The following is a 22,960-nucleotide window of genomic DNA, read 5'->3' as shown; positions in this document are numbered from 1 at the left end:
CATTAAAGTAATATTTTAGTAACACTCCTCTGTTTATAAACCTTTATATTGTAAGCTGTAACTCATTTTATATTCTGCAAATTTAAAGGTACCTTCAGATATAATAACCTTAAGGCACCTTTAATTAATATGCTATTTAATTATCTAGAATTCTTTCATGTTTTAAGATTTCAAGGCTAAGCTGTTTCAACTCCTCCTTCAGTAGCTCCTTTTCTTTAGTAATCTCGTAGGTGGCCAGAAACTCCTTCATGAGGTTTTCATCCTCTAGGGATAAAAATCCTGAAGCAAAGGAATTAGGGATGGCAAATTTCTTTTCACCTTCTGGGAAGCTAATAATCAGATAATTTTCAAATTGACTGATTACAGTACCCTCTTTAAAGCTTTTATGTATAACCTTCATTCCTTCCAGACGTGGAATTACGACTTTCTCTTCCTTGTCCTCCAGCTCTCTTATCTTTTCATTAACATTACTTATGTCGATAGATAATCTATCGATGATGCCCTTCTCTTTTTCTTGCATTTCTTTTTTCTTACTGGAAATGGATTTTTTTGTACCAGTTTTTTTAACTTTTACCTTTTGAGGTTTACTCTTGTATAGCTTATAGTTATGAGCACAATAAATTATATCGTAAGCCAAGATATGATAGTCATCCTTAATATCTGGCTTCCTTCCATTCTCCTCGTTGTTATAAGCCCACCGAGTTTCATGAAGCTCTAACAGCTCCTTATCCTCCTTTATTGCTTCTACCAGAATATCGCACATAGCATAATAGTTTTTTAAATTAAAGAAATTCCCAGTGGTTATCTCTCTATCATACTCAATATATTCTGCAAAGGTCCTTGCCTCTGTTGCCTTGAAAAAGTAATTTTCAGAAGGATTAAAAATAGCAAGATATAGCACCACAGCTCCAACATGCTGTGAGTATTTCCATTTTCCTGAGTCAAGACTTTCAAGAGTTTTATTTGCTTCATTAATAAAATCATTTACTTTGCCCTGTATGCCTTTAGCACTGCTCTCATTTTCATTATACAACCGCTTAAACATCTCTCTAACCTTATGGCTGTTATGTTTTGAGAGCTCCAATATGCCGTTTAAAGGCTCAACCACCTTATTATTAATAAGTCTGTGAGCTTTAACGGTGGCTTCTCTAAACATTGCAGAAAAGTCTTCTGCATCAATGTCCCAGTTCTTATCAAAGTGTTCTACTGTATACCATTTATAGTATTCACCATTAGGTTCAGAATTCAGCTCCTTAAAAGAAGCCTTATAATTACTTAAAATTACATCGAGTTTTTTTTCATTCATAACTACCTCCATTACTAAAAAGAATTATATTATTCATCTTAAATACTGATAGTGAACTTTTTATAAAAGTAAAAAGACATCTATTAATCTGCTAAACAAATAATGATGCCTTACCAAAATAGCTATATAAATTTTTAAATCTTATATACTCTAGCATTACCACTTTAATGGATATTTATAACTACAGTTCCTAATATTATTATATCATATTTTTCTATTTTACTCGTTAAAAATTAATTAACTACAGTACTAATGAATCATATCTACAATAAGATAAAAAAACCCTGCCAAAAGCAAGGAATTAATCAACTGATTCTAAGCTGCTTTTTTATTTTTATTCATAGAACCAAAAGCAATAGCAGCAGCAATCGGTGCTAAGGCAATTAATATTTCAACTAAGGTTAATAGTACACGTATCATTTTAACCTCCCTGATGCTGTAATTAACTTGAAAATATTACTTATATATATAATTATAACATCATCATCATAAAATTATCAATATAATCAGTTAATTTATCTTGCATAAATATGAGATGATATATTAATGTTCTATAATAAATGTATACACAAAAATGATTCATTATTTCTCTCATTGAAAAGAAACGTGGACTATCCAACAAGTATATAGCAAGATTTACTAATCAGATTGATGAATTGTGTAATAAGTGGGATAGATGATAATAAGGAAAAGTCAGTAGATTTTTATATAATCTACTGACTTTTCTACAAGCTTGTGTCACTAACTTTAGATTATTTACCGATAGCTTTAAATGCGGACGCTTGTTCTTTAATACCTTTTTCAGCTGCAAATCTTTCAATACTGGAAGCACCGAAAAATCCATCAATTTCTGGAATCTTTCCAATTACATAAGCTGCATCTTCTGGTTCTGCTATAGGTCCACCATGACAAATTACCATTATATCAGGGTTTACTTCACGGCCAGCATCAATAATAGCATTAATCTTTTCAACACAATCATCTAATGTAAGCGCTGTTTTAGCGCCTATAGTCCCTTTTGTAGTAAGCCCCATATGTGCAACTAAAATATCAGCTCCTGCTTTAGCCATATCTCTTGCTTGCTCAGGATCAAATACATATGGACAGGTAAGCATGTCTAATTCATGTGCCTTGCGAATCATTTCCACTTCTAGCCCGTATCCCATATCTGTTTCTTCTAGATTCTGACGAAATACCCCATCAATGAGTCCTACCGTAGGAAAATTTTGAACACCATTGAATCCTTGATCCTTGAGCTGCTTAAGATATATCTCCATTACTCTAAAGGGATCTGTTCCACATACCCCTGCAAGGACAGGTATATCCTTAACCACTGGTAGCACCTCAGAACCCATTTCTACAACTATTTGATTTGCATCTCCATAGCTTAAAAGACCTGCTAATGATCCTCTACCAGCCATCCTATATCTTCCTGAATTATATATTATAAGCATATCTGCTCCGCCTGCTTCACTGCTCTTTGCAGTTATGCCTGTACCTGCTCCAACACCTAATAAAATCTTTCCTTTAGCAACTTCAGCCTTAAACTTCGCCAAAATTTCTGTTCTTGTCATCTTATTCATATATAAAACCTCCTCTTGAATTTATTTATTCATCAAATCTATTAATTTTTGCGCTGCTGCTATTGCAAATTCATTATCATTAATAGCACAGTCCATTTCTATAACCTCAACTATTTCCTTATTTACTCCATTTCTTAAGGTATCAAATAACATTTTGTCTTCTTCTTCCCCATAGAACGGCTGGCCTGGGGCATCAATGGCTGACACACCTCTAAGAGGTAGAAATAATGCCGTATTTCCCGTTGCTAGATTTAATTTCTCAACTAGCTTTTTACCGATAAGCTCATTTTCCTCTATGGTTGTCCTCATAAGTGTAACTGTAGGATTATGCTTATACAGATTTCTACCTTCAAACTTTTTAGGCACTGACTCATAAGCACCAAAGTTACACATATCTAAAGCCCCTACAGAAACTACCTGTGGAATTTGTTTTCTACCTGCAGCCTCCAATCTATGTGGACCAGCATTTAATACTCCTCCGATAATCTCATCGGCCCACTCAGTGGTGGTAAGATCTAATACTCCTTCAATAAACCCTGATTCAATGAGTGATTCCATAGAACGTCCACCAATCCCAGTGGCATGAAATACTAAAACCTCATATCCTCTCGCTTCAAGATGTTCTCTTGCCGTTGTTATGCAGGGAGTTGTTACTCCAAACATAGTAGCTGCAACAAGAGGCTTTTTTTCTATAACCTTTTTGTTTTCGAATTTCACCATCCCTGCGATAGCAAATGCTGCATTAGTAAATATCTTTGTAGATATGCTATTAAGTCCTGCTACATCAACCACCGAGGGCATCATTACTATATCGCTTGTACCTATATATTGCTCTGTATTGCCAGAAGCCATAGTAGATACAATTATCTTTGGTACACCAATTGGTAGCGCCCTCATGGCGGGAGCAACTAATGAAGTCCCCCCTGAACCTCCAAAGGAAATAATACCATCAAATTTTCCTTGTTTATAAAGCTCAGGAACTAACTTCTCCATTCCCTTTGATAATGTTTCTGTTGCCAAGGCCCTATCTTTTTTTCTAACAAGTATATCAATATCAACCCCTGCAGCAGCTGCTACCTCATTGCTAGAAACATCCGGTTTAAATAAAGGTTCAAAAACACCAGTATTGATAGTAAGTGTGTTCAGTCCCAAATCTTCAATAAGCTCTTTTAGATACAGGTATTCTGTACCTTTTGTGTCAAAAGTACCTGCTATTGCTATTGTCTTCATTTCCATCCTCCTCTTAACACTTATTTTTGAAAAAATAAAGATTGATACGGTTAACTTAAGGTTATCATATCAATCTTCCCCATATATTGTAAACGTGTTCATGTTCTAATTCTATGTGTTTATGTTATATTTTTCTTTATATTTTTTTGGCGATAATCCCTTATACTTTTTAAACATCTTGGAGAACTGAGCGTAATCCTTATAGGCTACCAAATTTGCAATTTCACTATAATTAATATCATTATTAATTATTATTTCTGCAGCCCTATCCATACGAAATCTTATCAGATACTCCTGAAAGCTGCAGCCCACCTCTTTTTTAAATAATGTGCTTAAATAGCTTCTAGAAACATGAGCCACCTGAGCTAAATCAGAAAACACTATTTCATTAGTATAATTTTCAGAAATGTACTCTTTGACAAAATCCACATAATTATAATGTTTTGTTACCCCATCAAGCATTTTTGCCATCAGGGTATCCGCATTAACTTCTCCTGTAGTCTTAAAGGATTTAGTAACATTTATTATAGCTTTTTCTACAGGAATTCTTTCGAAGGCGGAGCCTCCTATGTATCCATCAATTTCCTTATGATTTGAAAGCATATACTGAAAATCCAGAGGCGTTTTTACAGGTCCTCCATAGATAAGTTTGATTATCTCAGGATTAATCCTACTGCAATAATTAAATATTCTTTCAATCCTTTTTCTTGCCGATTCTAAGGATAACACCTTTTTAGCTCCTAAAAGCCCTCCACTAGTTAATCCTAAATGAAGACATATGATATCAACACCTGCACGGATCATTGCTTCTGCCTGAAACTCATCAAAGATGAAAGCCATAGTAAGTAGGCCTGCTCTATGAGCAATGCCTATAGCCTCAACCTCCTTAGCAAAATCACATCCTTGCTCTTCCAAGGCTATTCTAAAAGAACCATCTATAAGACCAATGGTTGGATAGTTAATCACACCATGAAATCCCCTGTCTTTGATTTCTTCAATATACTCTTTAGTATTCTTGGTTGGATCTGATGCATTAATACCAAAAAAAATTGGTATATGCTTTACTATAGGTAATATTTCCTTGCTTCCAAACTCCATAACCATATCATTGCCATTGCAATAAGATAAAAAGCCTGCAAGAGAGCCTCTACCCATTTGCCTAAACTTTCCAGAGTTTAAAACTAAAATAAAATCAGCCCCTCCATTCTCTACGTATCTTGCTGTCATACCAGAACCTGAAGCTACTCCAATAATATAATTTCTCTTCTTAACATTATTTTTAAATTCATTTATTATTATTTCTTTTTTCAAGCTCCTCCCACCTTTGTGCTAGCTTAACCCCCTGAAACTTTATCTTTAATTAACACTATTTATTAAAAAGATATTTTAATATCACATATCCTTAATAACAATAATTACCATGCAATTATATTTTATTATAATAATCATATTACTGCATAGACCTTTACAAATATTCATCCTTATTATCTTATATAAAAAGAGCTGGATTCCATTAATGAAATCCAGCTCAAGCTACCACCTATTAATATATGACTATTTATCAATTCACTCTCTTTTTATTTTTATTAAATAGCACAACCTACCTTATAGCCTTCTTCTACAGCGTCCATTATTCTTCTGGCTCTGTTTACATCGCCTACGGTATAAACCTCAAGATAAGCCTTCTTTAAAGGTTCTACAACTGCATCATTAGCCTTATAACCAGCAGCTATTACAACATTATCTACCTTAATAACCTTGTCCTCAAGGACAATCTCTCCATCTTTTATCTCTAATATCCTAGCATTAACATGCTGCTCTACTCCCTTTTCCTCTAGGGTTTTAAAGAGATGTCCTACATAAGTTGCTCCTATATCCTTGGCTATGGCTTCTAGCACCTCTATAATATGCACCTTAACTCCTTTAGAAGCCAGGAATTTCGAGGTTTCAGTACCTACAAGACCACCGCCAATCACAGCTACAGTTTGTCCAACTTTCTTTCTTTCGTTAAGTACATCTTCAGCAAGAACCACATTTTTGTTGTCAATTCCTTTGATTGGAGGAACGGTCTGAGTTGCTCCTGTAGCTACTATTACCACCTCTGGATTTAAATCCTTGATATCCTCAGAAGACTTAACCTCTCTTTGTACAAAGTTGATTCCCAGTCTTACATATTGATTGAATAAGTAATCTCTGAAGAACATAAAGGTATCCTTTTCTGGAGGAGTTGAAAGCACGTATAGCTTGCCACCAATCCTATCTTCTTTATCTACTACTGTTACCTTATGACCTCTAATAGCTGTAACTCTAGCTGCTTCAAGTCCTCCAGGTCCAGCTCCTATTATAACAACATTCTTGCTCTTCTCTGCCTTAACAATATTTCTTTCCTTTTCACAGCCTGCTCTGGCATTTACTAAACAGTTCACACCCTGTCCTATGAACACCTTATCTATGCAGCCCTGATTACAGGCTACGCAGTAGCGTATATCTGTATAATCATTTCTCTTCATTTTTAATACAAGCTCTTCATCGGCAATTAGCCCTCTTCCGATAGCTACCATATCTGCCTTATTATTTTCTATAATATCATTTATAAGGTATGCATTATTTAAACGACCAGCAACTATAACTGGAACGGAAAGCTCTTCTTTAAGCTCTTCACTAAAAGGTATTAGAAACCCTTGATTTATAAACATTGGTTGAATGGTATATTCCACAGAGTCATAGCTTCCAGCAGTAAGGCTTACAGCCTCTGCCCCTGCCTTGACAGCCTCCTGGCAGATAGTTTTAACCTCTGAAAATTTAAGACCATCCTCAAGATATTCATCAGCACTAATTCTTATAATTACTGGTACTTTCCCATCGGCTACCCTTACAATTTCTTTTAATACCTCTAGAGGATAACGCATTCTGTTTTCTAGGGAACCGTTATATTCATCCTCCCTCTTATTGCTATGGGGAGATAAAAAGCTGTGAAGAAGATAACCATGAGCAAAATGTACTTCTATGAGATCAAAGCCTGCTTCTATTGCTCTTTCAGCACCTTTAATGAATTTCTCTTTAACTTCTATCATGTCCTCTTTAGTCATTTCTCTTGGATTATTTCCTAGGATAGCGCAAGGCACTGCACTTGGAGCTATGGGCTGTAATCCCGTTACCGCCTCAGAAGCCTGTCTACCTGCATGATAAAGCTGTGCTCCAATCCTTCCTCCTACTTGATGTACAGCATCGGTCATTCTCTTTAACCCTGGTACATATTCGTCCTCATATATACTAAGTTGAGTAGGAAGCCCTCTCCCTTCTGGAGATATACCAATAGAACCAGTAATAATCATAGCTACTTCATTTTTTGCTCTTTCAACGAAGAAGTCAATCAACCTATCACTAACCTGTCCACCTACTTCCGCAAGTCCGTTCTCCATAGCCGCCATCATAAATCTGTTCTTTAGTTCTAAATTTCCGATCTTTAAGGGAGTAAATAATTTTTGCATAGCTTGCCTCCTAATTTGTTATATTTTTAACTTTCGTTAACGAATTTTATTTCAAAAAATAATAATTACCTGCTATATATCAGATAACCTATTATTAATTTGAAAAAGTCCGTTATTTATGTCCAGTAAAAATAAAATTCGCTCACAAATTTAACCTTACACTAACAATTATATCAGCAAAAAATAGTATTTCAATAGGTTTTGTTAATTTTTAAACAATTTATTGGAGGATACTTCTAAAAAGCTTCTAAAATCCTTCATATCCCACTTACCAACCTTATCGCAGATCTTATCTAGAGTCTTTAAGAATACTTCGATTTCCTGCCTATCAAAATTTTCAAAGAGCCCCATAAACTCAAAAGCTGATTTAGAGCCAACGCTCTTATCAAGAATTACCCTTCCGGTGTCTGTAATATAAATCTTTATGATTCTGCTATTATTTAGATATTTTTCTTTTCTAACGTAACCCTTCTTCACCAATCTACTAATGAGGGCTGAGGTGGTGGATTTATTCCATAAGGCTATATTACCTAGCTCATCTAAGGTCAAGCCATCATCGAGATTCAATATCCATAGGGCGTGCATCTGAGCATGGGTAAGACCAGCCTCCTTGGCTATCTTTTCCCAATCCTTCTCTAAATTCATATAGGTAGCTCTTACTAGGTTTAAAAATATATTAAAATAATAATCTCTTTCATTCTTTTCCATATAAACCACCTGCCAATATTCAATATTGACTCTTTCTCTCAAGTTTTTCATTATCTTTAAATATAATTTTATCACAAGGGCTACCACTTCAAAATGACCATTTTAAAAAAAGTCTAATAGCCTTATATCTATTTACTAAAAGCTAACCTTCTATTAATAGACATAAGACTAAAAGACTCTTCTAATAAGTCACTTATCAAAGATTTAATTCTTCACCAGGCTCAACTACAAGCTTGTTCTTTCCTTTGAAGCTATCAGCCCTTTCTTTATCAAAAAGCTCACCTGGCTTCATATGAATAGGAATGGTGTGCTTAGCATTTATTACTTCAGCGCAACGCTCTGCTTCTGGTATATCCATATTATACACACCATCTATGGGAAGTAGTGCATAATCTATCTCCTCCAGGGAAAGCATCAGCGCCATATACTCTGTCAAGGAGGTATCCCCTGCTCCATAGACCTTAATACCATCTATGGATATAACATAACCTACACAGGAAGCCCTATCATGATTTTTGTTATAAGCTGGTACTGCTTCTATAGTTATTCCCGAGATAATCTTCTTCTCATAATGTCCAACAATAAGCATATCAGAAGACCTTAGAACAGTGCAGTGGTCTTTTTGAGTAATAAGCTCAAGATTATTATGATCCTTATGCTCATGGGTTATTAAAACTATATCTGCAGGAATATCATAACCCTCTCCCGCAAAGGGATCTACATATATAACAATACCATTATCAGCAGTAATTCTATAGCTGCCATGTCCTTGATAAAGAAGCTTTGCCATAATAAATCCTCCTTAGAAAATATTTGTAAATTAATTCTATAAATCTATAAATAAAGTTCTTTTATATCTTCCTCTTATACTTACACTTGGGGAATGTACTGCAACCGTAAAAGGCACCATATTGACCTTTTCTTTCCACCAATTGTTCACCACAAAATGGACATGTGGTTCCACTGATTCTTTCCTTGATTTCGTTAATATGCTGTTCTTTCATTTTCTTGTCTACATTTGCTGCTGTAGCAAGCTTTTCCCCAATATTATCTACTTCCCTTCGTGTATATACTACCGGCTTGGATTCTAACTCTTTGCGCAGCTCTTTTAATAGCTTATTTCTCTTAAGAATCCTGTAATTATGATTATTATCAGGTATCCGCTTTAATTCACATCGTTCTGAAAAAATTATATAGGAAGAAAGATTTGTGCTAGATGTTCCAAGATACTCTGTTAAAGCTTTTATATGTCCTTGATTTTGAATTATAGGATTATAAAACTGAGTTTTGTCTCCATTTGGAAAGCTTTGAGTCCATTTTTGCTGTTGTTCACTACCGAAAATCCAACCACTATAATTTTTACTTTCAAAAACAAAAATCCCCTTCTCATGTACCATAACAACATCTATTTCTGTAGTTCTGCCTTTATATGGTATATAAACATTAGTTATTATCTTTAAGTAGCCTTTTATGTTATCGTGACCAAGTGCATATTCTGTTAAGTACTCTCCATATTGTCCTTTATTTTTATAATGGAGTAATCCTTCAATTATTCCAGGCTGCTCACCTTTTAATATTGACCATAAACCCATATCTGTCTCTCCTATCCAATAATAAGATTCTCTTATTCAGATGGAATAACAATTCAATATCAGATTACCGAATTATATATATTAATCCCATTTAATACATATAATACCATTTGGATTGCATAAAATCAAAGTCATATAAAAAATTAACATTATTATAATATGAATCACTGCTTATTTAATAACACTAAAGCCCACACTCCAAGGTTATCATCCTAGGAGTGTGGGCCTTCTTATCTTTTCTATATATATTAGCTTGACTTATCTTTATACTCTTATTTACTTCTTACTCTTCACCATCTTAAACACCTTGCCAATAGGAATTGAATTGCCTCTATAGAATATGAGCATTACATATATCTTTCCAGCTAACCATACGATGATTAAAGTGGTTATTAAAAGTATTGCAAAGGATATGAGAGCACCCATCACAGATATGTCACCTAAAAGGGCCATACCAGGAACCACCATCATGGAGGTAAAGGGTACAAAGGCCTGCCAGCTAGAGCCTGTTAGGCTTCCTTCCATTACTCCACCATAGAGACATGCAAAGAAGCTGATTACTAAAGCCCAGGTAAAGAGTAAATTAGTAACAGGTAAATCCTCAGGCTTACTAGCCATGGCTCCACCTATGGCTGCTAAACCGCAATACAATAGGAAGCCTGCCAGTATAATTAATATTGCTAGAATTATCCCACCCGGGGAGAATAAACCAGATACACTTCCAAAGGAATCAAAGAACTGGATTAGCACCATTTCAGTACTAGGGTTCATCCAATTTACAATAGCTATCCCTACAGTAAAGCTTATTATCAAAGCCACAATCCAGCTAAAAAGCTGCAATATACCTGTGAGAAAAATCGCCAATACCTTTCCAAGAATCACTGCAGTAGGTTTTACAGTAATAAGGAAGGTATCCACTAGCTTAGAATTTTTCTCCATTATTACGCTATTTGCAACCCCCTGGCCATAGGCTAGAATCATAAAATACAGCACCATAATGGTGAGATAAGGAAGTGCTATAGAGAATACGTCCTTTACCATATCTAATTCATTCTTTGATCCATCTAAAGAAATCGCTTCCTCCTCTGAAATAGCATCTCCTACGATTGGTCTAGTGAGGTCTTGTACCTGCTCATAATCAAGTCCTGATTTTTGAACCATAATCATCTGAAAATAGCTACCTATAAAGCTATTATAAGCATAGGCATCATCCTCAGACAGCTTTGATTCCTCCGGCAACAGAATATTAATAACATTTCTATTATCCTCAGGCTCGATTAACATAATCAAAGTACCTTCACTGCCCCTTGCATCTCTGCCAGCAGTGTCTATATCCTCATAGTTTTTATAGGAAATAGCAGAAAAGCTTTTATCATTAATAGTATTGAGTATAGAATAATCAACCTCTTCTCCGGGAGTCTTGTCTATAACATAAACCTCTGAAACCTTCTCAGTTATATATTCAACAGCTTCTTCTTCATCTCCTCCGAAGTGATCTACTGCTACCATAATTATTGCAGGAAGCAAAAGACATAGAAGTCCGATAATAATTGTGGTAGTCAAATAGCCTTTATTCTTTCCATGCTGCCTAAAGGTAAAGGAGAAGACTTTTGAAAAACCCTTAAATTCATTCTTCATTTTTATACCTCCTTTACTTGTTTTGTACGAGCAAGGGAAACCATAGCCTTTAGCTTGAGCTTATTTCCTCTGTACATTAATAAGTGATGATATACCCTTCCACAGAACCAGGCTAAGAGGATAATTACACCAGCCTGAAGGAGCCAGGATAGAGCCAATATCCCAAAGCTAATATTTCCCAGGACATAATGCACTGGTGCAGCGAATATGGATATGATAGGCAGTAGAGAGCCTATTATTGATACTACCTCATTATTAAAGCCTACCATGAAGGTAGAAGCCATATATCCAAGCATAACCACTAAAACCACATTCATATTAGCTGATTCTACCTCCTCCATACTGGAGCAGCTTGTACCCGCTAATCCTCCAAGGATTGAGAAGGTCAGATAGCCAAGAACTAGAGATATCATAGCAACTATAATTGTTATAGGACCGATATTTAAAAGTTCAGAGTTTAATCCAAAGTCAGCCAAAGCATTGCTTATAGGACTTGTATCTAAAAAGACTCCTGTCACTTTATAGGATATTAGAAGAGATAAGGCTATTGATACTATTAATCCAAACACGTAAGCCATAACTGCAAGTATCTTTCCTACTATCATCCCTAAGGGTTTTATGCTCACCATTAAGGTCTCCACCAGCTTCGAGGCCTTTTCCTCAATAATCGATCTGATTATATAGGTTATGGAGAACATAGTTAAAATTAAAACTATGATGGAATATCCATACTGAACAGCAAAGGCTCCGTCAAAGCCTACACTCTCCTCTTCCATATATTCAGCTACCTCTTCTGTATTGATTTCAAAGGCGGTCATGAGAATTTTAAGCTGCTCCTCTGTAGCACCTAATGCCCTAAACCTTGCTTCCTCACATAACCTTGAAACCTCAGAAGCCAAAATATCAAAAGAGTAAGCATCCTCCATTAAATGATATACTCCTATATGATAGCTATTATCTTCACTACTAAGAGCAACATGAACCAAGGCATCATTCCCATTGATATTGTCTGTGTAATTATCAACATTAAAATCCGCCTCTTGGACTTTGGCACCTTCAAATAAGCTTCCAGGCTCTGATAATGCTTGAAATTCAATATCGTATTCCGTTTCATTTAAATAATATATATTATTTATTCCAAGCTGCTCCTCTTTTACCTCACCTCCCATAATAAGTGAAGCAATGGGAGCACTTAATAAGCATAAAATAATTGTAACTACTAAGGAAATAATATTACCCTTGCTTTTTAAAAGCTGCGTTAGGGTAAAGGAAAATACCTTACCAGTTCCAGTAAAAGCATTTTTATTGGCCTTCATTAGCTTCACCAACCTTCTGTACAAAGATTTCATGAAGTGACGGCTCACGTAAATCAAAGCGAATTATTGAGATATTAGCTGCGATGAGCATCCCTAACAGCTTATTTGCTTGCTCCTCTCCAGATACTTTAAGATTATATTCAAACTCCTTTTCCGACTGGATTGTAACCCTTGCCTCTTCAATATATTTTGAAATATCCTCTTCCACCTTGAGAGATAGATTTATTCTTCCGTAGCTCCTCTTAATATCATTTAAATTTCCCTGGAGAACCACTTTACTTTTGTTTAATATAATAATATCCGTGCAGAACTCTTCTACCGTGGACATTTGATGGCTTGACATGATAAGATACTTACCCTTCTCAATCTCCTCATTGATGATTGAACGGAAAAGGTCTGTATTTACTGGATCTAATCCCGACATAGGCTCGTCTAATATAATAAGCTCAGGATCTGATAAAAGGGCTATCATAAACTGTATCTTCTGCTGATTACCCTTAGAAAGCTGATCAGCTTTTTTCTTCTGATTACTCTTCTTCTTAGCTCCACCAAAGCCAAGCTTCCTTTTCTCTCCCACTAGAGGTGCAGCTGCATTTGTGGTGTCTGGATAAAGATATTCCTCCACCTCTAATCTTTTTGCCCAATATTTAATCCTTTTCTTAGCTTCATTCTTAGATATTCCTCTAAGTCCTGCAAAATAAATAAGCTGGTCCATGAGATTATATTTAGGATATAGTCCACGCTCCTCTGCTAAGTAACCAACATTACAGGTATCAGTGCTTAAAGGGCTACCATTCCACATAACCTCTCCACTATCCTTAGAAAGCATATCCAGCATCATTCGGATTGCCGTGGTCTTACCGGCACCATTAGTACCCAAAAGAGCATAAACACCAGGCTTATCCATCTCAAATGAGAGACTCTCTAGTGCAACTTTATCTCCGTATTTTTTTGATAAATTATTTACTGTCAAACTCATATTCCTTACTCCTTTATAATAATTATGATTTCAACGATTATTTTTCATAATATATTGATAATTTTTACATTTTATTAATTATATCACATATACACAAGCTATACCCTAAACTATTGTAAATTCAGAGAAATGCACTACGTTTACACCAAAAAATTTTACTGTTTCCTAAAAACCGTTACCTTATGAGTCTACCATTAATCATTTTATTAAAATTTCTATATAAAAAAAACAAAACTATTATCTAGTTTCACCCTGAAATTATTATGAGTATAATTCATGAACTATTTTGATTATATATCAAATATCATATGAATTTTTTTGAATGTTTTTGAACGAAAATGGTTGAAATCGTTTTTCTTCCATAGTATTATATAGGCAAGAGGTGATTATTATGCTAACGGAAGAAAGACATAAGTTCATACTAGAGGAGCTAAGAAAAAATTCAGTTGTATATGTAAATGAGCTAGTAAAACTCTTAGACACCTCTGAATCAACAATAAGAAGAGATTTAAACTATTTGCATTCGGAGGGAAAGCTTAAAAAGGTTCATGGCGGTGCGACTCTTATTGAAAACGAATTTAACACTAGGGAAGATAATATATCTGTAAGAGAAGGCTTAAATATAGAAAATAAAGCTATTATAGCAAGCTATGCAGCTAGCTTAGTAGTAGCTGATGATTTTGTTTATATAGATTCAGGAACAACAACAAATTTGATAATAGACTATTTAACCGAAAAAAATGCAGTATATGTGACCAATGGTATAAATCAGGCTAAAAAATTAATAAGCAGAGGCTTTACAACCTATATAATTGGCGGAGAAGTAAAATTAATCACCGAGGCTATAGTAGGAATAGAGGCTATAAATAGTCTAAAAAAATATAATTTTACTAAAGGTTTCTTTGGAACCAATGGAATTTCAGACTATAGAGGCTTTACAACCCCTGATATTAAAGAAGCGTTAGTAAAGGAAGAAGCTATTAAAAGAACAAGAAATCCTTATATCCTTGCGGATAAAACAAAATTTAATGAAATAAGCTCCGTTACCTTTGCAGAAATAGATAAATGCGTAATAATTACTACGGAAATAGAGGATGATAAATATATAGATAAAACTGAAATTTTGGAGGTCTCAAAATTATGATATATACTATAACCTTTAATCCATCTCTTGATTATATAGTTAGAGTCAATGATTTTAAGCTAGGGGCTGTTAATAGAACAACCTTTGAAGAAATTTATCCTGGAGGAAAAGGAATTAATGTTTCTATAGTTTTAAATAACTTAAAGGTAGAAAATATAGCTCTTGGATTCATAGCTGGCTTTACTGGTGAGGAAATTGAGAAAAAAGCTAAGGATATGGGCTGCACAACAGATTTTATTAAGCTAAAAAGTGGCATATCAAGGATTAACGTTAAATTAAAATCTAATGAAGAATCTGAGATTAACGGTCAAGGTCCAGCTATTGACCATGATGCTTTAGCTTTATTATATAAGAAGATAGATTACTTACAGGAGGGTGATATACTAGTTCTAGCAGGAAGTATTCCAAGGTCCCTTCCAGAGAATATTTATGAACTAATAATAGAAAAATTAAGGGATAAAAAAGTTAGGATTATAGTAGATGCAACAAAGGATTTATTATTAAATGTTTTAAAATATAAGCCATTTTTAATAAAACCAAATCACCATGAGCTGGGCGAGCTATTCAAGGTTAAAATTACAAATCAAGAGGAAAGCATCTATTACGCTAAAAGGCTTAGAGAAATGGGTGCCAGAAATGTATTAATATCAATGGCTGGAGATGGAGCTGTATTTGTCACAGAGGAGGATAAGGTTTTCAAATCCCAAGCTCCAAAGGGTAAAGTAGTAAACTCTGTAGGTGCTGGAGATTCTATGGTAGCGGGCTTTATTGCCGGATATTTAAATAATAATGACTTTGAAGAAGCTTTTAAGATGAGCGTGGCTACAGGAAGTGCCAGTGCTTTTTCAGAAGGTCTTGCCACTAAGGAAAAGGTTTATGAACTATTAAAGGATATATACTAATATGGAGGATTAATCATGAAAATTACCGATTTATTAAACAAAAAATCTATAGCTATAAACCCTAAGGTTAACTCAAAAAATGCCGCAATAGATAAATTAGTGGATTTAATGGATGCCTCAGGGAACTTAACAGATAAGGATGAATATAAAAAAGCTGTTCTAGCTAGAGAGGAGCTGAGCACCACTGGTATTGGCGATGGTATAGCTATACCTCATGCTAAAACAAAGGCTGTAAAGGATGCTGGCTTAGCAGCAATGATAGTTAGAGATGGAGTAGACTATGATTCCTTAGACGGAAGCCCAGCAAAAATATTTTTCTTAATAGCAGCTCCCGATGGTGAAAACAACCTGCACCTAGAGGTTTTAGCAAGACTATCCACCATGTTAATGGATGAGGAGTTTAGAAAGGCCTTAGAAAGCTCAAAATCTGAGGAGGAGTTTATAAAGCTCATCGATGAGTTTGAAAATAAAAAGGTAAATAAGGTAAAGGAAGAAAGCAAGGAAGGCTACAGAATATTGGCTGTAACAGCATGTCCTACAGGAATTGCTCACACCTATATGGCTGCGGAGAGCTTAGAAGAAAAGGCCAAGGAGATGGGCATAACCATAAAGGTAGAAACCGGTGGTTCCGGTGGAGCCAAAAATGTATTAACTAAAAAGGAAATAGAAGAAGCAGAATGTATAATTGTAGCAGCAGACAAAAAGGTTGAAATGTCAAGGTTTAATGGCAAAAGGGTCATTCAGACTAAGGTTGCTAATGGAATCCATAAAGCAGAGGAGTTAATAAATAAGGCTGTATCAGGAGATGCACCTATATATAATCATGATGGTTCACAGTCCTCTGATGATGGCTTTGGAGAGGAAAAGGAAAGCATAGGAAGACAAATATATAAGCACCTTATGAATGGTGTATCTCACATGCTCCCATTTGTTATCGGTGGAGGTATACTTATTGCCTTAGCATTTTTATTTGATGATTACAGCATTGACCCAGCAAACTTTGGTAAGAATACACCTTTTGCAGCCTTCTTAAAGACTGTAGGTGAAACAGCTTTTGGCTTTATGCTGCCAATATTAGCTGGATACATTGCCATGAGTATAGGCGATAGACCAGCTCTAGCAGTGGGTTTTGTTGGAGGTATGCTGGCTAATACTGGAGGCTCAGGGTTCTTAGGTGCATTACTTGCAGGTTTTATTGCAGGTTACTTAGTGGTAATCTTAAAGAAGTTATTTGATAAGCTTCCTAATAGCTTGGAAGGCCTTAAGCCAGTACTTCTATATCCTTTACTAGGTATACTATTAATAGGTGCTATAATAACCTTTATAGTTAATCCACCGGTAGCAGCTCTGAACACTTCTATTACAACTCTTTTAAATAACATGGGAGAAAGCAGCAGAATACTACTAGGTGCAGTTTTAGGCGGCATGATGGCCTTTGATATGGGTGGTCCTTTAAATAAGGCAGCTTATGTATTTGGAACAGCATCCCTAGCTTCAGGTCAATTTGAATTTATGGCAGCAGTAATGGCTGGAGGTATGGTTCCACCCCTGGCAATAGCTTTATGCACTACCTTCTTCAAAAGGAAATTTACTCAAAGGGAAAGGCAATCTGGAATAACTAACTATGTCATGGGACTATCCTTTATAACAGAAGGCGCAATCCCCTTTGCAGCGGCAGATCCTCTAAGAGTAATCCCTGCCTGTGTAATTGGCTCAGCAACAGCAGGTGCCTTATCAATGCTCTTTGGCTGTGCACTGCGTGCACCTCACGGCGGGATATTCGTATTACCTGTTATATCTAATCCTCTTGGCTACTTCATTTCACTATTAGTTGGTTCTATCCTGGGAATGGCAGTCTTGGCTATATTAAAAAAGGATAAAGAATAAATAAAAAAAATGTGCACTTATAAAAAATTAGTGCACATTTTTTTATGTATAGGTATTTAATTATTATACCTAATACATAAAGAGAGAATAATCTATATTTATACTCAAAGCTGGGCTACATAATGATTCTCACTCTTCCCCTGTACCATAAGAACTTTCACTATATCACCTACGTTACAACCGAAGTTGCCAACAGGCTCATTAAGCAGTATTCCACTGGGGATACCTCCAACAATACTTTTAAGCCTTACCCATACTCTTTCTGGTTTCAAGCCAGGCTTAACGAGATCAATGATAATATCGTCGGGATGCTGAGGATGACGTATAGGGTCTAAATATTTTAAATTCCTCAAGTCTTTAAGCTCTTCATTAGAATTATATCTAGCATTTATTATATTTTCCTTAAGCCTAAATCTATCAAAGATACTTAAAAAGCTAAGACTTTCAACCTCACCTCTTATAGCACCATAACGAAGCCTTACGGATTTTTTTTCAGAGGAAGCTCTAAAGATAATACCTTTCTCTGATACTAATGCACAGCATATAACCTCAAAGGTCAATCCAGTGTTAGGATCAATATACCCATAAAGTAAGACTGCATTATCCTCCTTCTGGGAAGGAAATCTTTCTTTTATAACCCCTAATGCCCTTTCGTCATTCTCTAAAAGCAAAAACTGACTATTCAACTCCCTAAAATCACATTCCTCAATTTTTTTACCCATCAGTGCCTCCTGTTAAATATACAAAAAATTAAACATTGATGCACTATAATATATTAGTTCCCTAACAAATAATATGACAATCAATAATCATATTACAATTATACAATAAATCTGAATATTTTCAATATATTTTACAATGTATTTTAATAAAAATCAAAAATTTTAAATATTAATAGAAAGATTTCAATTTTATTTTAAAAAACACCTTTCTCAAACTTCGAGAAAGGTGTTTTTTTATCTGACTATTATAGCTCACTGATACTCCTAAAGGTATCCTTAAGAGTACTATAAAGTCCTTTGTAGACCTCATAAAGCTTGTTATATCTCTCCACTGCTTCCAGGTCTGGACTCTGGGAGCTTGTAACCTTAATTATTTTGTCGCAGGCTTCATCTACAGAAGCATAGGCTCCGCTGCCTACGAGAGCTAGTATTGCTGCTCCTAGGGCTGGCCCTTCTTTGGAGCTGATTACCTGTACCTCTGCTCCGAGAATATCTGCGAGGATTTGTCTCCATAGAGGGCTCTGGGCTCCACCACCGCTAACTCTTACGGAATCTATGGGAACCTCAAGGCTTTTTAGAATCTCTAAGGAATCTCTAAGACCGAAGGCTACCCCTTCCATCACTGCCCTGGTCATATCTCCACGGGTGGTGGTTATGTCGAGGCCTATAAATACTCCTCGGGCTCTAGGGTCGCTGTAAGGGGTTCTCTCTCCCATTAAATATGGAAGGAAGAATAGGCCCTTACCACCGGCTGGAACCTCCGAAGCTTCCTTTAGGAATTTCTCATAAGCATCGGGAGCAGTGTCTTTATTGATTTCTTCAATCCACCACTTGAGGCAGGAGGCTGCTGAGAGCATAACTCCCATCTGATGCCATTTTCCATTGCCATGGCAGAAGGAATGAAGCCTGTTATCCTTGTCCACCTGGTAATCATCACTACTGGCAAATATAACTCCTGAGGTGCCTAAGGCTGCTGATATTATTCCACTCTTAACAGCACCACCACCCACAGCTCCAGCGGCCTGATCTCCTCCTCCACCTACAACAACAGTGTCTTCAGATAGACCAAGGCTATGAGCTAAGTCCTCAGAAACCTTTCCTGTCACCTCCCAGGATTCATAAACCCTTGGAAGCATCTCTTCATTTATCCCTAAAAGCTCTATCATCTCCTGGGACCACTGTCTCTTTTCCACGTCGAGAATCAAGGTTCCTGAGGCATCGGATACCTCCGTAGCAAATTCCCCTGTAAGCTTATACCTTATATAATCCTTTGGAAGAAGTATATGCTCTATAGAGCTAAACTTCTCTATCTCATGATTTTTCATCCATAAAAGCTTAGGTGCTGTAAACCCAGTGAGAGCAATGTTTCCTGTATACTGAGACACCTTGTCTCTGCCTATTATATCATTTAAATAATCACACTCTGCTTCAGTCCTCTGGTCACACCAAAGAATTGCCGGTCTTATAGGCTCTCCACTATTATCTAAAACTACAAGTCCATGCATCTGTCCGCTGAGTCCTATAGCTTTTATCTCTTCCTTAGCTATGCTGGATTTTACAAGAACCTCCCTGAGGCCTTCCTCTGTAGCCTTCCACCAAACCTTAGGGTCCTGTTCTGCCCATCCAGTCTTAGGGTAGCTAACATCAAAATCCCTTGAAGCTGATGTCAAAACCTCTCCCATTTCATTTATAATAATTATCTTTACCGAAGAGGTACCTAAATCTATTCCAATAGCCTTCATCGCCATCCTCCTTATATAAAAAAAACTCCCCTGACTACTATTATGGATTCTAAATAAAGCTAATGTAGAGACAAAACACTGCCTCTACATTATTTAGCCTATTATTCGTTGAAAATATATTGATTTAGCTTAGCTTCTAAGAGCTCCTGTCTTCCTGACTCATTCTTTACATGGCTGTGCTCTAGAGCATAGCTTTCAAGGCTTTCAAAATCAGCTTTTCCATCTACTATATCCTTGCCTATTCCTTCAGTATAGCTCTTATATCTTTCTGCTATGTTATCCTCAAACTCGCCTTCCTGAAGCATTCTATGAGCTATTCTAAGTCCCTGTGCTAGGGTATCCATACCTGCTATATAACCAAGGAATAAGTCTTCACTCTTAAAGGATGCCCTTCTAACCTTAGCATCAAAGTTTAAGCCACCCTTGCCTATACCGCCATTCTTAAGAACCTCATACATGAGCAGTGCAGCATCATAGATGTTAGTTGGGAATTGGTCTGTATCCCAGCCTAGGTTAGGATCTCCCTGATTAATATCTAAGCTTCCTAAAGCTCCATTAATTCTAGCCATAGCCACTTCATGCTGGAAGGTATGGCCAGCTAGGGTTGCATGGTTCGCTTCAATATTCATTTTAAAATGCTTTTCTAAGCCATAACCTCTTAAGAAGGCAAGTACTGTAGCTACATCATAGTCATATTGATGCTTTGTTGGCTCCTGTGGCTTTGGTTCTATAAGAAACTGTCCCTTAAAGCCAATCTTTTCAGCATAATCCACAGCCATTCTTAAAAATCTAGCAAAGTTATCCTGTTCCAGCTTCAGGTCTGTATTTAAAAGGGTTTCATAACCCTCTCTTCCACCCCAGAATACATAGTTTTCTCCACCGAGCTCCTTGGTAACCTCAATAGCCTTCTTTACCTGTGCCGCAGCATAAGCAAAGACATCGGCATTGCAGGAGGTAGAAGCGCCGTGAACATATCTAGGATTGTTAAAGGCATTGGCTGTTCCCCAGAGAAGCTTCTTATTATGGGACTGCATTAATTCCTTACAATAAGCTACAACCTCGTCTAAAATAGCATTAGTTTCCTTTAAATCCTTTCCTTCTGGAGCTATGTCTCTGTCATGGAAGGCAAAGTACTCGATACCTAGTTTGTCCATAAATTCAAAGGCTGCTTCCATCTTAGCCTTAGCTATAACCATAGGATCTGTTTCATTATCCCATGCCTTCTCATAGGTCCCTGCACCAAACATATCAGCACCATTAGCTGCTATGGTATGCCAGTAGGACATTGTAAACTTTAAATGATCCTTCATGGTCTTATCCCCAATTACTTCCTCAGGGTTGTAATACTTAAAGGAGAAAGGATTTTTTGATTTCCTACCTTCATATTTAATTTCTGGTACACCTTTAAAATATTCAGTCATATTAACCTCCTTGATTACTGTAATTTTTTACCTATTACTTTTATTATACTAAATTACATAATTATTACAATAAAGCGATAGAATTTAACATTATCTTAATAATTAATTACTATTTATGAATAAACTTATTTATTTTGCTTCTTGCTCACAACGTCAAATATAACTGCTGCTAAGAGAACTAGTCCCTTTACAACTCTCTGATAGTTTGCATCCACGCCCATAATACTCATTCCAAGGTTAATTACACCCATGAGGAGAGCTCCTACGATTACGAAAGGAACGGTACCTATTCCACCATAGGCTGAGGCTCCACCGATGAAGCAGGAGGCAATGGCATCTAGCTCATAGTTTTGCCCATAGGTTGGCTGTGCTGAGGTCATTCTGGCAATGGTGAGCATTCCTGCCAAAGCTGCCAGAAGTCCCATGTTTGCATAAGCAATGAAGTACACCTTCTCAGTATTGATTCCCGATAGCTTAGTGGCCTTTTCATTACCACCTACAGCATAAAAGTATCTACCTATCTTAGTCTTAGAGGTTATATATCCATAAATTATTACAACTATAAGCACCCATATTAAAGAGGATGGAACTCCCTTATAAAGTGATAGCTTATAGGAGATATATAAAATTACTGCTGATATAATAGCTATCTTTGATATCATAGCAACTACTGATTCCGTCTCATAGCCCTTCTTAAGCCTACTTCTTCTTCCGGTAAATTGAAGCAAAGCTAAGATAACACAGGTGATGACACCTAAGAGCATGCTGGTTATGTTAAAGCCATTACCATTAAAGAAATCTGGCAGGTATGGAGTAGCTCCTCCACCAAAGGCTTTGATGAAGGTGGTGTTTGTCAAGGAAACTGTAAGGCCATTTAACACAACATTGGAAAGACCTCTAAAGACAAGCATTCCAGCCAGGGTAACTATAAAGGGTGGCACCTTTACAAAGGCAATCCAGAAGCCCTGCCAGGCACCGATTAGAGCACCTATAATAAACATAAAAATCACTGCAATTACTATGTTCATATCATGATTTTCCATAAGCACAGCACCTACTGCTCCAACGAAGCACACCACTGAGCCTACAGATAAATCTATATTTCCTCCAGTGAGTATGCAGAGAAGCATACCCGTTGCCAATACAAATACATAAGCATTTTGTGCTATTAAGTTGGTTATATTCTGAGGCAGCAGTATTTTTCCTCCAGTCTGCCAGGTGAAAAACAACACAACTAAAGCGAGAACAATAACCATCGTATATTTCTTAAGTGTATCTATTGATCTACCATTTTCCATA

At 36.2% G+C, this 22,960-nt stretch carries 18 protein-coding genes; 3 read left to right on the top strand and 15 right to left on the bottom strand.

What is annotated here, in order from left to right; translation table 11 throughout:
• Positions 1-136 precede the first annotated feature (136 nt).
• From ACPWSR_RS13360 to ACPWSR_RS13310, 11 genes are all read right to left on the bottom strand, one after another.
• Positions 137-1,306, bottom strand: coding sequence for a hypothetical protein (locus ACPWSR_RS13360; protein WP_426348728.1), 1,170 nt, complete (start codon positions 1,304-1,306; stop codon positions 137-139).
• A gap of 752 nt (positions 1,307-2,058) precedes the next feature.
• Positions 2,059-2,889 (bottom strand): phosphoenolpyruvate hydrolase family protein, encoded by an 831-nt coding sequence (locus ACPWSR_RS13355; protein ID WP_426348727.1) that lies wholly within the window; start codon positions 2,887-2,889, stop codon positions 2,059-2,061.
• Positions 2,890-2,910: 21 nt separating this feature from the next.
• Positions 2,911-4,119: a Tm-1-like ATP-binding domain-containing protein gene (locus ACPWSR_RS13350; RefSeq protein WP_426348726.1), complete on the bottom strand. Its 1,209-nt coding sequence runs from the start codon at positions 4,117-4,119 to the stop codon at positions 2,911-2,913.
• Between the two features lie 111 nt (positions 4,120-4,230).
• Positions 4,231-5,430, bottom strand: a complete 1,200-nt coding sequence (locus ACPWSR_RS13345; RefSeq protein ID WP_426348725.1) for a phosphoenolpyruvate hydrolase family protein — start codon at positions 5,428-5,430, stop codon at positions 4,231-4,233.
• 275 nt (positions 5,431-5,705) lie between these two features.
• On the bottom strand, positions 5,706-7,610 hold the full coding sequence (locus tag ACPWSR_RS13340; RefSeq protein ID WP_426348724.1) for an FAD-dependent oxidoreductase: 1,905 nt from the start codon (positions 7,608-7,610) through the stop codon (positions 5,706-5,708).
• Positions 7,611-7,814: 204 nt separating this feature from the next.
• Positions 7,815-8,369, bottom strand: coding sequence for a MarR family winged helix-turn-helix transcriptional regulator (locus ACPWSR_RS13335; RefSeq protein WP_426348723.1), 555 nt, complete (start codon positions 8,367-8,369; stop codon positions 7,815-7,817).
• A gap of 145 nt (positions 8,370-8,514) precedes the next feature.
• Entirely contained in the window at positions 8,515-9,108 is a 594-nt protein-coding gene (locus ACPWSR_RS13330; protein WP_426348722.1) for an MBL fold metallo-hydrolase, read from the bottom strand.
• 61 nt (positions 9,109-9,169) lie between these two features.
• Positions 9,170-9,910: an NERD domain-containing protein gene (locus ACPWSR_RS13325; protein WP_426348721.1), complete on the bottom strand. Its 741-nt coding sequence runs from the start codon at positions 9,908-9,910 to the stop codon at positions 9,170-9,172.
• Positions 9,911-10,186: 276 nt separating this feature from the next.
• Positions 10,187-11,548 carry an ABC transporter permease gene (locus ACPWSR_RS13320; RefSeq protein ID WP_426348720.1) on the bottom strand — a complete coding sequence of 454 codons (1,362 nt, stop codon included), beginning with the start codon at positions 11,546-11,548 and terminating at the stop codon, positions 10,187-10,189.
• Positions 11,549-11,550: 2 nt separating this feature from the next.
• The gene (locus ACPWSR_RS13315) at positions 11,551-12,864 is read right to left on the bottom strand and encodes an ABC transporter permease (RefSeq protein ID WP_426348719.1); all 1,314 of its coding nucleotides are present in this window, start codon (positions 12,862-12,864) and stop codon (positions 11,551-11,553) included.
• Entirely contained in the window at positions 12,851-13,843 is a 993-nt protein-coding gene (locus ACPWSR_RS13310) for an ABC transporter ATP-binding protein (RefSeq protein WP_426348718.1), read from the bottom strand. The genes ACPWSR_RS13315 and ACPWSR_RS13310 overlap by 14 nt, the downstream gene beginning before the upstream one ends.
• A 391-nt stretch (positions 13,844-14,234) precedes the next feature.
• On the opposite strand from ACPWSR_RS13310, the gene ACPWSR_RS13305 reads away from it, so the two are divergent.
• From ACPWSR_RS13305 to ACPWSR_RS13295, 3 genes are read left to right on the top strand one after another with little or no spacing between them, the layout of a single operon-like run.
• Positions 14,235-14,987 (top strand): DeoR/GlpR family DNA-binding transcription regulator, encoded by a 753-nt coding sequence (locus ACPWSR_RS13305; protein WP_426348717.1) that lies wholly within the window; start codon positions 14,235-14,237, stop codon positions 14,985-14,987.
• On the top strand, positions 14,984-15,889 hold the full coding sequence (gene pfkB / locus ACPWSR_RS13300) for a 1-phosphofructokinase (protein ID WP_426348716.1): 906 nt from the start codon (positions 14,984-14,986) through the stop codon (positions 15,887-15,889). The genes ACPWSR_RS13305 and pfkB overlap by 4 nt, the downstream gene beginning before the upstream one ends.
• Positions 15,890-15,904: 15 nt before the next feature.
• Positions 15,905-17,776 carry a PTS fructose transporter subunit IIABC gene (locus tag ACPWSR_RS13295; protein ID WP_426348715.1) on the top strand — a complete coding sequence of 624 codons (1,872 nt, stop codon included), beginning with the start codon at positions 15,905-15,907 and terminating at the stop codon, positions 17,774-17,776.
• 104 nt (positions 17,777-17,880) lie between these two features.
• On the opposite strand, the gene ACPWSR_RS13290 is transcribed toward ACPWSR_RS13295, so the two are convergent.
• The 4 genes from ACPWSR_RS13290 to mmsB form a co-directional block, all read right to left on the bottom strand.
• The gene (locus tag ACPWSR_RS13290; RefSeq protein ID WP_426348714.1) at positions 17,881-18,498 is read right to left on the bottom strand and encodes a hypothetical protein; all 618 of its coding nucleotides are present in this window, start codon (positions 18,496-18,498) and stop codon (positions 17,881-17,883) included.
• Positions 18,499-18,743: 245 nt separating this feature from the next.
• On the bottom strand, positions 18,744-20,240 hold the full coding sequence (gene xylB / locus ACPWSR_RS13285) for a xylulokinase (RefSeq protein WP_426348713.1): 1,497 nt from the start codon (positions 20,238-20,240) through the stop codon (positions 18,744-18,746).
• Between the two features lie 101 nt (positions 20,241-20,341).
• Positions 20,342-21,661, bottom strand: coding sequence for a xylose isomerase (gene xylA, locus ACPWSR_RS13280; protein ID WP_426348712.1), 1,320 nt, complete (start codon positions 21,659-21,661; stop codon positions 20,342-20,344).
• Positions 21,662-21,786: 125 nt separating this feature from the next.
• On the bottom strand, positions 21,787-22,959 hold the full coding sequence (gene mmsB / locus ACPWSR_RS13275; protein ID WP_426348711.1) for a multiple monosaccharide ABC transporter permease: 1,173 nt from the start codon (positions 22,957-22,959) through the stop codon (positions 21,787-21,789).
• Position 22,960: the final 1 nt, after the last annotated feature.

The organism is Alloiococcus sp. CFN-8, from assembly GCF_049943125.1.
GTDB lineage: Bacteria > Bacillota > Clostridia > Clostridiales > Clostridiaceae > JAEXZL01.
Note: the sequence above shows the minus strand (reverse complement) of the source record. Positions and strands in the feature narration are given on the sequence as shown.

Bases quoted from the DNA above. Each gene is read 5' to 3' on its own strand.
- xylA (WP_426348712.1), bottom strand. From the start codon at position 21,661: ATGACTGAATATTTTAAAGGTGTACCAGAAATTAAATATGAAGGTAGG.
- ACPWSR_RS13325 (WP_426348721.1), bottom strand. From the start codon at position 9,910: ATGGGTTTATGGTCAATATTAAAAGGTGAGCAGCCTGGAATAATTGAA.
- ACPWSR_RS13350 (WP_426348726.1), bottom strand. From the start codon at position 4,119: ATGAAGACAATAGCAATAGCAGGTACTTTTGACACAAAAGGTACAGAA.
- mmsB (WP_426348711.1), bottom strand. From the start codon at position 22,959: ATGGAAAATGGTAGATCAATAGATACACTTAAGAAATATACGATGGTT.
- xylB (WP_426348713.1), bottom strand. From the start codon at position 20,240: ATGAAGGCTATTGGAATAGATTTAGGTACCTCTTCGGTAAAGATAATT.
- ACPWSR_RS13335 (WP_426348723.1), bottom strand. From the start codon at position 8,369: ATGAAAAACTTGAGAGAAAGAGTCAATATTGAATATTGGCAGGTGGTT.
- ACPWSR_RS13290 (WP_426348714.1), bottom strand. From the start codon at position 18,498: ATGGGTAAAAAAATTGAGGAATGTGATTTTAGGGAGTTGAATAGTCAG.
- ACPWSR_RS13355 (WP_426348727.1), bottom strand. From the start codon at position 2,889: ATGAATAAGATGACAAGAACAGAAATTTTGGCGAAGTTTAAGGCTGAA.
- ACPWSR_RS13305 (WP_426348717.1), top strand. From the start codon at position 14,235: ATGCTAACGGAAGAAAGACATAAGTTCATACTAGAGGAGCTAAGAAAA.
- ACPWSR_RS13330 (WP_426348722.1), bottom strand. From the start codon at position 9,108: ATGGCAAAGCTTCTTTATCAAGGACATGGCAGCTATAGAATTACTGCT.
- ACPWSR_RS13360 (WP_426348728.1), bottom strand. From the start codon at position 1,306: ATGAATGAAAAAAAACTCGATGTAATTTTAAGTAATTATAAGGCTTCT.
- pfkB (WP_426348716.1), top strand. From the start codon at position 14,984: ATGATATATACTATAACCTTTAATCCATCTCTTGATTATATAGTTAGA.
- ACPWSR_RS13320 (WP_426348720.1), bottom strand. From the start codon at position 11,548: ATGAAGAATGAATTTAAGGGTTTTTCAAAAGTCTTCTCCTTTACCTTT.
- ACPWSR_RS13340 (WP_426348724.1), bottom strand. From the start codon at position 7,610: ATGCAAAAATTATTTACTCCCTTAAAGATCGGAAATTTAGAACTAAAG.
- ACPWSR_RS13295 (WP_426348715.1), top strand. From the start codon at position 15,905: ATGAAAATTACCGATTTATTAAACAAAAAATCTATAGCTATAAACCCT.
- ACPWSR_RS13310 (WP_426348718.1), bottom strand. From the start codon at position 13,843: ATGAGTTTGACAGTAAATAATTTATCAAAAAAATACGGAGATAAAGTT.
- ACPWSR_RS13315 (WP_426348719.1), bottom strand. From the start codon at position 12,864: ATGAAGGCCAATAAAAATGCTTTTACTGGAACTGGTAAGGTATTTTCC.